This window comes from Streptomyces curacoi (assembly GCF_001513975.1).
GTDB lineage: Bacteria > Actinomycetota > Actinomycetes > Streptomycetales > Streptomycetaceae > Streptomyces > Streptomyces curacoi.
Genome location: NZ_KQ947984.1, coordinates 978,857 through 992,875, shown reverse-complemented (window position 1 = coordinate 992,875; position 14,019 = coordinate 978,857). Strand labels below are relative to the sequence as shown.

Sequence of the window (14,019 nt, the reverse complement as noted above, 5' to 3'; positions counted from 1 at the left end):
AGCTCGATGACCATCCTGAGCCGCACACTCCTGGCCACCGCGGTCCTCCTGACTGTCCCGCTCACCGTGCCCGCACCCGCCTCGGCGGCCACCGGCTGCACGTCCTCCGTCCCGTATGTCTCGGGCGAGGGCGGCTACGACACCTACCGCATCCCGGCGACGATCACGACCCCGCGGGGCACGGTCCTGGCCTTCGCCGAGGGCCGGCACGACGGTGCCGGGGACACCGGGGACATCGATGTCGTCCTCAGGCGATCGCTCGACGGGGGTTGCAGCTGGGGGCCGCTGACAGTGGTCGCCGCCGGGAACGGGGACACCCTGGGCAATCCGGCGCCGGTGGTGGATCCGCGCACCGGCGCGGTCGTGCTGGTCACCTCCTACAACAGCGGTGCTGTGACGGAGGCGGAGATCATGCGGGGGGAGGCGACGCCGGAGCAGAGCCGCCGGGTGTTCGTCCAGCGGAGCCTTGACGACGGCCGGCACTTCTCCGCTCCCCGGGACATCACGCGGCAGGTGAAACCGGCGAACTGGCGCTGGTACGCGACGGGGCCGGGCCATGCGATCGCGCTCCGCCGGGGGCCGTACGCGGGGCGGCTGGTCGTCCCGTCCAACCACTCGGCGGCACCCGTGGCCGGCTCGGCGGACACCGGCCAGGAACCCAGGTACTACGGTGCGCATGCCATCTACAGCGACGACGGCGGACGGAACTGGCGGGTCGGCTTCGTGGACGACTCCTACGACGGCCTCGCCAACGCCAACGAGTCCACGGCCGCCGAACTCCCCGACGGCAGGCTGTACTTCAGCGCCCGCGACCAGCACGGCACGAGCACCGGCAACCGGCTCGACAGCCACTCGAGCGACGGCGCCGAGACGCTGGACCGTCCGTACACCGTCCAGCCCACCCTGAACGACGTCCCGGTGGTGGAGGGCAGCGTCCTCCAACTCCCCGGTCGTGGCTCCCCCTTGCTCTTCTCCGCCCCGTCCGTGCCCACCGCCCGCCAGGCGATGGCCGTATGGCGCAGCACGGACGGAGGAGCGACCTTCACGAAGGCGCGGACGCTCTCCGAGCGGCGGGCGGCCTACTCCGACCTGGTGCCGCTCGGCCGGCGCACGGTCGGGGTCCTGTACGAGACGGGGCTGACGGGGACGTACGAGACGATCGAGTTCCGACGACTGCCGGTGGCTGACCTGAGATAGCGGTCACCGCCGGGGTTCCTCGCCCCCGCCGCCCCTACCCGTCCCATCCTCCAGGGGCGCTGCCCCTTCGACCCCGCTGGGGGCCTGCGGCCCCCAGACCCCCGCTTCGGCCCTGAAGGGGGCTCGTCCTCAAACGCCGGACGGGCTGAATGATGCGCACCGGCGCCGAGAGGTGGCGGCCCCCTACGGGTGGGCGGGGGTTCGGGACGGTGCAACCTCGTCCTTGAACGCCGGACGGGCTGCATGATGCCGTCGGCGCCGAAAAACCAGCCCCTCCGGCGTTTGAGGAGCGGGGGTCCAGGGGGCGGAGCCCCCTGGCGGGGTCGAAGGGGCGGCAGCCCCTGGAGGATGGGACGGGTAGGGGCGGCGGGGGCGAGAACCGCCCTACAGCAACCCCGCCCCCGCCAGATACTTCCCCACCCGCTCCACCTCCTCCGCAGACAACGGCACCTGAGGCTCCGCCGTCACCGGACATTCGATGACCCCCCGCAGATACAGCGCCGCCTTGAACGCGCCCAGCGCCGACGAGCCGCCGCCCATCCGCGCGGGATCCCCGACGGTCACCATGCCGAACAGGGCGCACAGGCGTTCCTGTTCGGCCCTGGCCGCCTCCTGGTCGCCGGACCGGCACAGGCGGTCGAGCCGGACGTAGCCCTGCGGGTCGACGTTGGCGAGACCCGGCACCGCGCCGTCGGCGCCGAGCGCGAGGGCGGCGTCGATGAGGAGTTCCGAGCCGGTCAGTACGCTGAAGCCCGTGACGTCGGGACGGCTGCGCGCGCCGGTGACGACCTGGCGGAACCCGGCCAGGTCGCCGCTGGAGTCCTTCAGGCCGGCCACCGTGCCCTCGGCGGCGAGGTCCAGGATCACGTCGGCGGGGAGCTTGGTGTGGACGGCGGCCGGGATGTCGTAGGCGATGACGGGGACGGGGGAGGCCGCCGCGATCAGGCGGTAGTGGCGGGCGATCTCGGCGGGGTGGGTGCGGGCGTAGAAGGGCGCCGTCGCCACGACCGCGTCCGCACCCGCCGCGGTGACCTCGCGCACGTGGTCCACCACCCTCGGCGTCGTCATGTCGATCACGCCGGCCAGCAGCGGGAGCCGGCCGCCCACATGCCCCGCCACGGCCTCGACCACCAGTCGCCGCTGCCGGTCGGTCAGATACGCCACCTCCGAGGTCGAACCGAGTACGAACAGGCCGTGCACCCCGCCCTCCACCAGGTGGTCGACCAGCCTGAGCAGGGACGGGACGTCCACCTCGCGGTCCGGTGTCAGGGGCGTGCAGACGGGCGGGACGACACCGGTGAGCGGGGTGGGGATCGTCATGAAGGCTCCCTGGAGTGGTGGCTCTGTCGTACGAGGTCGCGGGTGGCCTCGCCTTCCTCCACTGGATGGTGACACCTGTAACGGTGTTCCGGGGCCGACGCGGCCACGAACGGCGGCATCACCTCCGCGCAAACGGCGTCCGCCTTCCAGCACCGCGTCCGGAACGGACACCCGCTCGGCGGCCGGGTCGCCGACGGGACCGGCCCGGCCAGCGGGATCGGGTCGATGGGGTCCAGCAGGCCGGGGGTCGCGGAGAACAGGGCGCGGGTGTACGGGTGCCGGGAGCCGTCGGTGACCTCGGCCGCGGGGGCCTCCTCGACGATCCGGCCCAGGTACATCGTGATCACCCGGTCGCTCATCCTGCGTACCGTCTGGATGTCGTGCGAGACGAAGACCAGGGCGAGACCCAGCCGCTCCTTCAGGTCCAGGAGGAGGTTCAGGATCTGGGCGCGGACCGACACGTCCAGCGCGCTCGTCGGCTCGTCCGCCACCACCAGGCCGGGGTCCAGCGCCAAGGCCCGGGCGATCGCGACGCGTTGGCGCTGGCCGCCCGACAGCTGGCCGGGCAGGGCGTCGGTGAGGGCGCGCGGGAGGCCCACCAGGGACATCAACTCCCGGACTCGCTCCTCGCGTTGCGGCTTGGTGCCGCGGGCGTGCACGTCCAGCGGGTCCCGCAGGATCTGCCGGACCGTCAGCCGGCGGTTCAGCGCCGTCGACGGGTCCTGGAAGATCATCCCCGTGCCCGCGCCGACGGCCGTCCTGCGCTCGGCCGGCGTCATGGTCCACAGGTCACGCCCCCGGAAGGCCACCGTCCCGGATGTCGGCCGCTGCACTCCCACCAGCACCTTCGCAAGCGTCGACTTCCCGCACCCCGACTCGCCGACCACGCCCACCGTCTCGCCGGGCGCGATGACGAGATCGGCGCCGGTCAGGGCGTACACCTTGTCCCGCGTGAACAGCCCGCCGCTGCGTGCCCTGTGCACGACGTGGGCGTCCGACACCTCCACCAGCGCGTTCCCTGGACGATCCGGCGCGTTCACTGGACGACCCCGCTCTCCGAGCGATCCGTCGGCGACAGCGCCACCGCCGGGTGGTGGCAGGCCGCCGTGTGCGTCGGTGTGCCGAGCAGGTCCGGTGCCGTCGTCCGGCAGACCTCGCTCGCCAGGGGGCAGCGGTCCGCGAAACGGCATCCGGCCGGGAAGTCCGCGGGGGAGGGGACCACGCCCTTGATCTGTGTCATCCGCTCCTGCGCCGACTCCAGCGAGAGGACGCTGCCGAGCAGGCCCCGCGTGTAGTGGTGCGCCGGCGCCTCCACCAGGTCGGCGGTCACGCCGGTCTCCACGATCTGCCCGCCGTACATCACCACCACCCGGTCGGTGACGTCCGCGACCAGCGCGAGGTCGTGCGAGACCAGGATCAGGGCGAAGCCCAGCTCCTCCCGCAGCCGCAGCAGCAGCTCGATGATCTGCGCCTGCACGGTGACGTCCAGCGCGGTCGTCGGCTCGTCGGCGACGATCAGCTTCGGGTCGCGGGAGAGGGCCATGGCGATCAGGACGCGCTGGCGCTGGCCGCCGGAGAGTTCGTGCGGGTAGCTGCGCAGGGTGCGGTCGGGGTCGAGGCCGACCATGGTGAGCAGGTCGTGGGGACTGCGGCGGCCTCCGCGGCGTACGACCTGCTTGAGCTGGGCGCGGATCGGCATCGCCGGGTTCAGGGACGACAGGGCGTCCTGGTAGATCATCGCCATCTCGTGGCCCAGCAGCCTGCGCCGCACCCGCATCGGCTCGCCGATCAACTGCCGCCGGTCGAACCGGACCTGGCCGCGTACCCGGGCGCCCTTGGGCTCCAGCCCCATCACCGCGAGGGCGGTGAGCGACTTCCCGCAGCCCGACTCGCCGACCAGCCCCAGCACCTCACCGGGCCGCACCTCGAAGCTGATGCCGTCGATGATGTCCACGCCGCCGTGCCGGCCCGCGAACCCGATCGCCAGGTTCTCCACCGCGAGCACCGGCCTCCCGCCCGGGTCGGGCAACGGCCGCGCCCGGGCCCGCAGCCGCGCCGCCGCCTGCGCGAGGCCCGGCAGCTGGAGCACCTCGCCGCTGCCCGGCTCGGGCGCCTCCAGCCGGTCGTCGTCGTCCCGTACGTCGACCTCGCGCGCCGACGGGGCCGCCCACGCGTCCGACACGCCCTCGGAGAGGATGTTCAGCGACAGGACGGTCACCAGCATCAGCAGCCCGGGGAAGACGGTCGCCCACCAGCCCCCGGTCAGCACCATGTTCTTGCCGTCCGCGATGACACTGCCCCAGGAGGGGTCCGGTGGCCGTACGCCCGCCCCGATGAAGGACAGCGACGCCTCGAAGACGATCGCCTCCGCCACCTGGACCGTGCAGAACACCAGGACCGGGGCGGCGCAGTTGATGGCCACGTGCTTGACGACGATGTGCGGGGTGCGGGCGCCGATGACCCGTTCCGCCGTGACGTAGTCCTCGCCGTACTGGTCGAGGACGTTCGCCCGGACGACCCTCGCCACCGGGGGTGTGAAGAGGAAGGCGATCGCGCAGATCAGGACGGTGATGCCGCCGCCGAAGACCGCGACGAGCACGGCGGCCAGCGCGATGCCCGGGAACGCCATCACCACGTCCAGGCAGCGCATCAGCGTCTCGTCGACCGCCTTGCGGGAGGTCGCCGCGATCGCCCCGAGCAGCGCCCCCACCACCAGGGCGAGCCCCGTCGCGCCGAGCCCGATCGCCAGCGACCAGCGGGCGCCGTACATCAGCCGGCTGAGGATGTCCCGGCCGAGGCTGTCCTGGCCCATCCAGTGGCCGGCGGACGGATGCCCGGTGCCGTCGACGGGCGGCTGCTGGTCGAGCGGGTCGTGCGGCGCGAGCCCGGGGGCGAGCAGCGCCATCAGGACCACGACGGCCAGGAAGCAGACGGCGGCCTTCGACAGCGGCGGCAGCCGGCGCCAGCCGCGCAGCCGGATGCCGGGGCGGGACAGCGCCTGCGCGAGCTTCTTGCGGCCGGACGTCATGTCGCCTCCCGCAGGCGCGGGTTGACCAGCAGATAGAGGATGTCGATGACGAGGTTGACGACGACGAAGCCGGTGGCCGTCGTGAGGACGACTCCCTGGACCACCGCCGGGTCACCGTTCTTCACGGCGTCGATCATCAGCTTCCCCATCCCGGGAAGGGAGAAGATCGTCTCGATGACGACCGCGCCGCCGAGGAGATAGCCGACGCGCAGGCCGAGAACGGTCAGCGGGTTGATGAGCGCGTTGCGCAGGACGTTGCGCCCCACGACCACCCTCGGCGGCAGCCCGCTGCCGATGGCCGTGCGGACGTAGTCCTTGTCCAGCTCCTCCACCACCGCCGTCCGTACGATCCGCGTCAGCTGCGCCGCCACCGGGAGGGAGAGGGCGAAGGCGGGGAGGGTCATGGTCTTCAGCCAGCCGGTGAAGGAGTCCGCCGGGTTGATGTAGCCGCCGGTCGGGAACCAGCCGAGGTCGACCGCGAGGTACTGGATCATCAGCAGCGCCAGCCAGAAGCCGGGGGCGGCGATGCCGGTGAGCGAGACGACCCGGATGATCTGGTCGGGCAGGCGGTCCCGGTAGATGGCCGCCGTCACACCGCCGGCCAGCGACAGCACCACCGCGATGCCGAGGCCCAGGAAGGTCAGCTGGAGGGTGAGCGGCAGCGCGGTGGTGACCTGGTCGACGACCGGTGCCCGGGTGAGGGCGCTGGTGCCCATGTCGCCGTGGAGCAGGTCGCCGACGAAGGCGACGTAGCGGACGGGGAGGGGATCCAGCAGGCCGTTCTCCTCGCGGAAGTCGTGCAGTTGCTGGGGCGTCGGGTTCGCGCCCTGGAAGAACGCGGACGCCGGGTCGACGTCCGAGAACCGCATGACCAGGAACACGAACAGCACGATCCCGAGCATCAGCGGCACGAGCAGGGCGACGCGACGGGCCAGGATCCGGGCGACGGTGACCACTGGGGAACTCCCCGGCCCCTAGGCCCACTTGGCCTGAAGGAGGTTGATGCCGGGGTACGGCTGGGCCCTTATGCCGGCGAGCTGCTTCGGGTCCCAGGCCGTCATCAGCTCGTTGTGGACGACCGGGTAGAGCACGGCCTGCTCGGCGACGACGTCGATGTAGTCCTGGATCATCGTCTTCTTCTTCTCCGGGTCCGGCTCCCGCGTCGCCCGGTCCATGTCCGTGAAGAGCGCCTTGGCCACGGAGTTGTCGGCCCACCGCGTGTACTGCATCCACAGGTTCTCGGGGCCGTAGTTGTAGTGCATGATCAGGTCGGCGTCGAGGCCGAACTGGTTGGGGTTCGAGGCGGCGGCGACGACCTGGTAGTCCTGCTTCTGGTCCATCTTGGTGAAGACGGCCGTGGTCTCCTGCGGGGCGAGGGTCGTGCGCACGCCGATGGCGTCCCAGGAGGACTTGATGGTCGGCAGACAGTCGACGATCCAGCTCACGTTGACGGCGAGGATCTCGATCTCCAGCCCGCTGACCCCGGCCTCCTTCAGCAGCGCCTTCGCCTTGTCGGGGTCGTGGTCGTAGACGGTCTTCGCGCGCCGGTAGCTGGGGTTGGACTCGTTCAGGAAGGAGCTCGACGGCTTCCCGTGCCCCTTCAGCGCCACCTCGACCATCTTCTCGGTGTCGATGGCGTAGTGCAGCGCCTGGCGGACGCGGACGTCGTCGAAGGGCTTGTGCCGGGTGTTGAACATCAGGAACAGGTTGTTCATCCCGGCCCCGCCCGCGACCGTCAGCCCGCCGCTCTCCAGCTGCTTGATGTTGGCGTACGGGATGTTGTCGGCGATCTGCGCACCGGCGCTGGCGCCCGAGATCCTGGCGACGCGCGGCGCCGCGTCCACGATGGTCAGCCAGTTCATCTTCTTGAAGGCGGGCTTGCGCGGGCCGTTGTAGTCGGCGAACGCCTCGAAGGTGGTGTTGGACTTCGGGTGGTGCGCGGTCTGCCGGTACGGCCCCGAGCCGATCGCCTTGCCCTTGATGGCGTCCTCCCAGGCGCCCGGCCGGGAGAAGACGTGCTTCGGCATGATCTTGGCGAGGGTGAGCCGTGCGAGGCCGTCCGGGAAGGGGAACTTGAGCACCAGCTCGACGTTCCGCGCGTCGATCCTGCGGACTTCCTTCAGCCAGCTCGCGAAGAAGCCCTTGGCGAGGGTCTGCGTCTTCGGGTCGAGGATCCGGTCGAAGACGAAGACCACGTCGTCGGCCGTGACCGGCTTGCCGTCGTGGAACTTGGCGCCCGCGCGCAGGGTGAACTTCCAGGACGTGCTGTTCGGGTCGGCCGGGACCTGGGTGGCGAGGGCCGCGTAGGGCTCCCGGGAGATCGGGTCGGTGTCGAGGAGGCCCTCGTAGATGTGGTTGTTGGCGGCCATGCAGAAGGCGGACGCCGTCTGGGTGGGGTCCCAGCTGCCGTCGTTGCCGTAGCCGATCACCGCGGTGAGCGTCCGGTCCCGGCCGCCGCCCCCGCCGGTCTCGTTCGTGGACTCGGGCCCCGACGAACAGGCCGACAGCGACGCGGAGACGGCGGCGGCAGCGCCCAGCGCGCCGGTGTACTTCAGGAACGACCGGCGGTGCAGCGCCGGCACGTCGTGGGTCACGTCGCGCACGGGTCCTCCAGCAGATGGGTGAGGAGATACGACGTCCTACGTCCTGACGGTCAGCGCGACCATAGGTGGGACACAGGGGGCGGTCAAGGGATCTCACGCGAATGGCGCATCTGCCACAGGTCGGACCAATGACGCTTTGAAATGGCGCGAGTTGACCCCGTGCCGCGGCCGTTTCCCGCCGGACATGGGATGTGGGACCTCCGGCGTGCATACGATGCCGGGCATGTCCGAGGAGCCCAGGAACAGCCGGATCCAACGCCAGGTCATGCAGCTGATCCTCGACCGCGGGCTCCGGGCCGGCGCGCCGCTGCCCACCGAGTCCGAGCTGATGGAGGACCTCGGGGTCAGCCGCAACTCCGTCCGCGAGGCACTCAAGGCGCTCCAGGCCCTCGACATCGTGGACATCCGGCACGGTTACGGCACCTATGTCGGCCAGGCCTCGCTCACCCCGCTGGTCGACGGCCTGACCTTCCGCGCGCTCGCCCGGGACGACCGGGACGCGGGTGCCCTGGCCGAGATCCTCCAGGTGCGGGAGGTGCTGGAGGAGGGGCTGATCCGCCGGGTGACGGCGACGCTCACCGCGGCGGAGCTGGACCGGCTGGAGGGCGTGGTGGTGAGGATGGAGGCGGCCGGCCGCGCCGGGCGCCCCTTCCCCGAACTCGACCGGCAGTTCCACGAGTTGCTCTACGCCTCGCTCGGCAACGCCCTCGTGCCGCAGCTGCTGGGCGCCTTCTGGACGGTCTTCCGGCGCGTCTGCGGCGCCCGCGGCCGGCCGGACGACCCTTCCCCCGAACTCACCGCGCGCCGGCACCGCGACATCGTGACGGCTCTGCGCGCCCGCGACGTCGAGGGCGCGCAGCGGGCCATGGCCGTCCACTTCCGCGGGATCGAGGCGCGGGCGGTGCGGGAGTCTAGGGCGCTCGGCTGAGCGCTCGGCAGGAGGCCCGGCTCAGCGCTCGGCCGGGGGCGCCGTCCCCTGTGCGGCGCCCCCGGCCGGCGCCTGCTACGGAAGGGTCCGCTGGTAGTACTTGTCCTTGTCGGAGTCGTAGACCAGCTTGCCGTCGGCGTCGTAGCCCTTGATGTGCGGCGCCAGGGTGACCTGCTCGTTCAGCACGCCGGACGCCACGAACCAGCCGTGGTCGAGGGCGGCTTCGGCACTGCTGTCGCCGTAGGAGACGGTCACCTTGGCCACCGACGGCCTGACCGTGCCGACCACGCCCCAGCGGAACGGCAGCTTCCAGTTGCCGCGGTCGATGACCGACTGCTGGTAGAGCTTGCCGTTGTTGGGGTCGACGAACACCGGGCCCTCGTCCGCGATGGTGTCGGCGTCGTTGCCGGAGCTGACGTTGAGGCCCGCGGCCTCGCCGTCCGAGACGCGGCAGATCAGCCGGGTCTGCGCCGGCTTGCCCTGCACGGCGACGACGTACATGCCGTCGCCGGGCGCGTTGGAGTCACCGGTGCTGTTCATCGCCAGGATGATCCGGTAGCTGTCGGCCGTGCCCAGGTCGTTGTCGAACCCGGCGGGGTCCGAGTGCGACCGGTCGAAGGCGAGGCACTTCTCCAGCCCCTCGGCGGCCTGCTCGAAGGTGATCCCGTCGAGGAGCTGCCCCTTCGAGGCCGGCCGCCCGGGCCCACTCGGCGTCGGCGAGGGCGTGGGGGTCGTGTCCCGAGTGGCGCTGACCGAGGGCGTCGCTGCCGTCGCCGTGGTCTGCCCCCACCCCCCACCGCCCAGCGCGTACGCCCCGACCGGCATCGCCGCCAACGTCACCAGCACCGCCCCCGCCGCGGCGACCCGGCGCCGCCGCTCGACCAGCCCCCGGCGGCGGATCGCCGGATACGGCGCCGGCGACGGCCGGATCGTGTACGCGTCCTCGGCGAGCAGCTCCCGCAGGTGCTCCTCGAAGTCCCCCTCGCCGTCCCGGCCGACGGCCTCTTCGCCGTGCCGCTGCTCGTCGCTCACCTGTTGCCTCCCTGCCCCTCCGCGACCCGGGCGAGCCCCGGATACGTCCGCAACTTCGCCAGCCCCTTGGACGCCTGGCTCTTGACCGTGCCGGGGGAGCAGCCGAGCACCTCGGCGACCTCCGCCTCGGACAGGTCCTCCCAGTAGCGCATCACGACCACCGCCCGCTGCCTCGGCGGCAGTTGGGCCAGCGCGCCGAGCAGCGCGCCGCGTTCGTCCGCCAGCGAGTAGGCCTCGTCGCGCCCGGCCACCTCCGGCGGCGCCGCGGTCAGCGACTCCGCCACGCGCCGCTTGCGGAACCGGTCGCTGTTGCAGCTGACCAGCATCCGCCGGACGTACGCCTCCGGGTTGTCGGTGCGCGCCACCCGCCGCCACGACCGGTACGCCTTGGCCAGCGCCGTCTGCGTCAGGTCCTCGGCGTGGTGCGCGTCGCCCGTGAGCAGATAGGCGGTCCGCACCAGATGGGACCACCGCGCCCTGACGAATTCCTGGAACTGGGCCTCTTGTTCGGCCTGCATCAAGCACCCTCCCTCGCCCCCCAGACCACCGAGTCGACGGATTCGGTTGCCCGTCCGTCGCTACTCGTTTCGAATGGGGGGTGTGGAGACCGAGAAGCAGTGGAACGAGAGCGACGCCGGAGTCCTCCGGCTGCCGTCCGGACGCCTGGTGCGCGGCCGCGGCCTGCGCCGCCCCCTGGACCCGACGGCACCGGCCCCCACGTACGCCCTCTACCTGCTGGGCCGCAGGCCCCCCGAGGTCCCCTGGGAGTCCCGCTGGCTCCGCTGGCCGGACTTCCGGCTCCCCGCGGACCGCGCGCAGGCCCGCACCCTCCTCGCCGAGGCCTGGGAGCGGGCCGCCGACATGGGGGTCCCCCCTGCTCGAGCGAAGCCGAGAGCTTGGGGGAGAGTGGAGCTCGCGTGCGGCGGCGGGCGCGGCCGTACGGGGACGGCGCTGGCGTGTCTGGCGGTGCTGGACGGCGTACCGGCCGAGGAGGCCGTGGACTTCGTACGGCGGAACTACGACCGGCACGCCGTGGAGACCCCGTGGCAGCGCGGCTACGTACGGCGCTTCAGGTGAGCGTTTCGGCCAGGGGCGCCGCCGTCTCGACGATCTCTCCAGTGACCGATGCGGGATGTCATCCCTTGGTTGCGGCCGAGTAGACCATCGGAGGACAGCGCGGGCGCGGTCCCGGTCCGCACAGTGAGGGCATGGAGAAAACGAAGGGGATCAACAGGGCGCGGTTCCTGTCCGCGGGAGCGGCCCTCGGGCTTGCGGCAGCCGTACTGCCGGCCCGTTCGGCCGCGGCGGCCAAGGGCGGGCTCACCCGCCGGGGCGTCGTCTACACCGTCGGGGCGGGCGCGACGCCCGGGACCGCGTGGAGCGCCGCCCGGATGCGCGAGGACGTCCGGGTGATCCGCGACGAACTGCACGCCGACACCCTCGACGTCACCGGCGACGGCGTCGAGCGCCTCACCGCCACGGCCGTCGAGGCCGCCGAACGCGGGCTGCACGTGTGGCTCCAGCCGACCCTGGGGGACGTGCCGGAGCGGGAGATCCTGGACAGCATCGCCGAGACCGGCCGGTTCGCGGAGCGGCTGCGGCGCCAGGGCGCGAGCGTCGACTTCAGTGTGGGGTGCGAGTTCTGGCTGTTCGTGCCGGGGATCGTGCCCGGCGAGACCGTCCTGGAGCGCGTCGAGAACCTCCTGAAGGGCAACGTCGACTGGGAGCAGATGCGGCGCCGCCTGACCCGCTTCACCGCGAAGGCGGCGGCCGTCGGACGCTCCGTCTTCCACGGCCGGCTGAGCTACGCCGCCGCGCAGGACGAGGAGTTCGAGCCGGTCGACTGGAACCTCTTCGACGTCGTCGGCATCGACTACTACTCGTACCACCGGGAACCGGCCGAGTACGTCCGGGAGTTGCGCCGCTACCTGCGCTGGGGCAAGCCTCTGGCGATCACCGAGTTCGGCACGTGCGCCTACGTCGGTGCCCCCGAGGCGGGCGGCATGGCCTGGGACGTCGTCGACCACAGCAAGGAGCCCGAGGAGATCAAGGGCGACCTGGTGCGCAGTGAGCGCGTCCAGGCCGCCTGTCTGGTCGATCTGCTGGAGGTCTTCGAGACGATGGGCCTGTACGCGGCGATGGCCTTCGAGTTCGTCACCCCGGACGCCCCGCACCGTCCCGACGACCGGCGCCACGACCTGGACCTGGCGAGCTACGGCATCACCAGGGTGATCAAGGACCGTCCCGATGACCCGGCCTCGGACTGGCACTGGGAACCGAAGGAGGCGTTTCACGCCTTGGCACGCCGGTATGCGCGGTGCCGGTAGGAGGAGGGGGGAGCCCCCGGACGGGCTGAACTGCCGCTCGCTCAGTCGCAGTGGAGGTCCTCGGCCGGCCGTTCCCCGGTCGCCAGGAAGCGGGAGACCGCGGCGTCGCCGCAGGCGTTGCCGTTGTCGAGGTAGGAGTCATGGCCGGTGGCGTCGACGGTGACCATGACGGCCCGCCTGCCCAGGGCCTCGCGCAGCTTCAGGGCGCCGCTCAGCGGGGTCGCCACGTCCCGTGCGTTCTGGACGAGCAGCATGTTGGAGGGGCCGCGGTCGGTGACCCGCGGCGGCGCCTCCTTCGGCTGCCACGGCCACGCGGCGCACACCATCGCGTTCCTCGGCATGCCCGCGGTGAGCGGGTGCTTCGCCCGGCTCTCGACGACGCCCTTCTCGTACGCGGCGGCCGACCTCGGCCAGGCCGCGTCGTTGCAGATGGTGGCGGCACTGACCGCGGTGTAGTTCTGCACCGCCGACTCCGGCGGGCTCGGCGGCGCGGGCGGCACCTCGCCCTTGCGCGCGGCCAGCATCAGCTTGGCCAGGACCGGGTAGTCGTCGGGGTCGTACAGGCTGTCCAGCATGGCCTGGCGCAGCACGTTGCCGTTCAGCCGGGCCGGGTCGGCGCCGGGCCAGGGGAGGGGCTCGCGGTCCAGGCGGGCGGCGAGGCGGAGGAACAGCGGGCGCACCTCGGCCGCCGTGTCGGCGAGGCGGTGCGGGTTGCCGGGTGCGGACGCCCACTTGGCGAACTCGGGGAAGTTGTCCTCGACGCCAATCTCGAACGCCTCCAGCCAGGCGCGCTCCGCCCGCACGGGGTCGGGGTGGTCGTTGCTGTCCAGCACGATGCGGTCGGTGCGGTGCCGGAACATCTCGCTGTAGGTGGCGCCGATGTAGGTGCCGTACGAGACGCCCCACGCGGCCAGCTTGCGCTCCCCGAGGGCGGCCCGGATGCGGTCGATGTCGCGGGCGTTGTTCTTGGTGCTGATGTGCTTCACCAGCTCCCCGCCGTTGCGGGCGCAGGCGTCCGACAGGCGCCGGGCGGTGGCCATGTTCTCGTCGATCGAGCCGTCGGCCGCGGGCCAGGGCAGCAGCTTCGTGCGGGCCGTGTCGCCGGGCTCGGCATCGCAACCGACCGAGGTGGAGGGCGCGTTGCCGCGGGGCGCGAACCCGACCAGGTCGTAGGCGTCCCGCACCTTCTGCGGCAGCTTCTGCCCCTTGCCCGAAGGGTCGTCGAGGCTGTCGCCACCGGGCCCGCCCGCGATCAGCAGGAGCACGCCACGGCGGGCGGACGGCTTCTCGCTGGGGATTCGGGAGACGGCGATGTCGATCTTCGGGCCGCCGGGGTCGGCGTAGTTCATCGGCACGGAGACGGTGGCGCACTCCTGCCGCGGATCGAGTCCCTCCCCCGCGCACTTGGTCCACTTCAGCGGCGCGGGCGTGCCGGTCGCGGCCGCGGTGAGCGGGGTGACGATCCCGAAGACGACTCCGGAGGCGGCGGCGATCAGGGCGGCGCTCTTGGTGATCTGCTTCATGCACAGCAGCCTGACGGGCCTTGACGAAGCGTCACATCCCGGTAACTCCCGTATGGGTACG

At 72.0% G+C, this 14,019-nt stretch carries 12 protein-coding genes and 1 pseudogene; 5 read left to right on the top strand and 8 right to left on the bottom strand.

Going from position 1 to position 14,019, the window contains the following annotated elements:
• Positions 1 to 6 precede the first annotated feature (6 nt).
• Together AQI70_RS04415 and AQI70_RS40875 are read left to right on the top strand one after the other, a co-directional pair.
• The gene (locus AQI70_RS04415; RefSeq protein WP_062144351.1) at positions 7 to 1,197 is read left to right on the top strand and encodes a sialidase family protein; all 1,191 of its coding nucleotides are present in this window, start codon (positions 7 to 9) and stop codon (positions 1,195 to 1,197) included.
• Positions 1,193 to 1,393 (top strand): annotated as a pseudogene (locus tag AQI70_RS40875) (hypothetical protein); the annotation flags it as partial. The gene AQI70_RS04415 and the pseudogene AQI70_RS40875, both read left to right, overlap by 5 nt.
• Positions 1,394 to 1,581: 188 nt before the next feature.
• Here AQI70_RS40875 and AQI70_RS04410 read toward each other — a convergent pair.
• From AQI70_RS04410 to AQI70_RS04390, 5 genes are read right to left on the bottom strand one after another with little or no spacing between them, the layout of a single operon-like run.
• Complete coding sequence (locus tag AQI70_RS04410) at positions 1,582 to 2,517, bottom strand: dihydrodipicolinate synthase family protein (RefSeq protein WP_062144348.1); 936 nt, start codon at positions 2,515 to 2,517, stop codon at positions 1,582 to 1,584.
• Complete coding sequence (locus tag AQI70_RS04405; RefSeq protein ID WP_208607277.1) at positions 2,514 to 3,524, bottom strand: oligopeptide/dipeptide ABC transporter ATP-binding protein; 1,011 nt, start codon at positions 3,522 to 3,524, stop codon at positions 2,514 to 2,516. Before AQI70_RS04405 ends, AQI70_RS04410 begins: the two co-directional genes overlap by 4 nt.
• A 29-nt stretch (positions 3,525 to 3,553) precedes the next feature.
• Complete coding sequence (locus AQI70_RS04400; protein ID WP_062144341.1) at positions 3,554 to 5,545, bottom strand: dipeptide/oligopeptide/nickel ABC transporter permease/ATP-binding protein; 1,992 nt, start codon at positions 5,543 to 5,545, stop codon at positions 3,554 to 3,556.
• A complete protein-coding gene (locus tag AQI70_RS04395; protein ID WP_062144339.1) occupies positions 5,542 to 6,501 on the bottom strand; it encodes an ABC transporter permease in 960 nt (319 codons plus the stop codon). The genes AQI70_RS04400 and AQI70_RS04395 overlap by 4 nt, the downstream gene beginning before the upstream one ends.
• Before the next feature lie 18 nt (positions 6,502 to 6,519).
• Positions 6,520 to 8,148 carry an ABC transporter substrate-binding protein gene (locus AQI70_RS04390; RefSeq protein ID WP_062144336.1) on the bottom strand — a complete coding sequence of 543 codons (1,629 nt, stop codon included), beginning with the start codon at positions 8,146 to 8,148 and terminating at the stop codon, positions 6,520 to 6,522.
• Between the two features lie 214 nt (positions 8,149 to 8,362).
• On the opposite strand from AQI70_RS04390, the gene AQI70_RS04385 reads away from it, so the two are divergent.
• On the top strand, positions 8,363 to 9,076 hold the full coding sequence (locus AQI70_RS04385) for a FadR/GntR family transcriptional regulator (protein ID WP_062144333.1): 714 nt from the start codon (positions 8,363 to 8,365) through the stop codon (positions 9,074 to 9,076).
• A 75-nt stretch (positions 9,077 to 9,151) separates the two neighbouring features.
• On the opposite strand, the gene AQI70_RS04380 is transcribed toward AQI70_RS04385, so the two are convergent.
• Together AQI70_RS04380 and AQI70_RS04375 are read right to left on the bottom strand one after the other, a co-directional pair.
• On the bottom strand, positions 9,152 to 10,108 hold the full coding sequence (locus tag AQI70_RS04380) for a hypothetical protein (RefSeq protein ID WP_062144331.1): 957 nt from the start codon (positions 10,106 to 10,108) through the stop codon (positions 9,152 to 9,154).
• A complete protein-coding gene (locus tag AQI70_RS04375) occupies positions 10,105 to 10,626 on the bottom strand; it encodes a SigE family RNA polymerase sigma factor (RefSeq protein ID WP_004001407.1) in 522 nt (173 codons plus the stop codon). Before AQI70_RS04375 ends, AQI70_RS04380 begins: the two co-directional genes overlap by 4 nt.
• 73 nt (positions 10,627 to 10,699) lie before the next feature.
• On the opposite strand from AQI70_RS04375, the gene AQI70_RS04370 reads away from it, so the two are divergent.
• Both AQI70_RS04370 and AQI70_RS04365 read left to right on the top strand, forming a co-directional pair.
• The gene (locus AQI70_RS04370) at positions 10,700 to 11,185 is read left to right on the top strand and encodes a hypothetical protein (protein WP_062144329.1); all 486 of its coding nucleotides are present in this window, start codon (positions 10,700 to 10,702) and stop codon (positions 11,183 to 11,185) included.
• 131 nt (positions 11,186 to 11,316) lie between these two features.
• The gene (locus AQI70_RS04365; RefSeq protein WP_062144326.1) at positions 11,317 to 12,435 is read left to right on the top strand and encodes a hypothetical protein; all 1,119 of its coding nucleotides are present in this window, start codon (positions 11,317 to 11,319) and stop codon (positions 12,433 to 12,435) included.
• Between the two features lie 41 nt (positions 12,436 to 12,476).
• Here the strand turns inward: AQI70_RS04365 and AQI70_RS04360 are convergent, their stop codons facing one another.
• The gene (locus AQI70_RS04360) at positions 12,477 to 13,958 is read right to left on the bottom strand and encodes an alpha/beta hydrolase (protein ID WP_062144323.1); all 1,482 of its coding nucleotides are present in this window, start codon (positions 13,956 to 13,958) and stop codon (positions 12,477 to 12,479) included.
• Between the last annotated feature and the right edge of the window lie 61 nt (positions 13,959 to 14,019).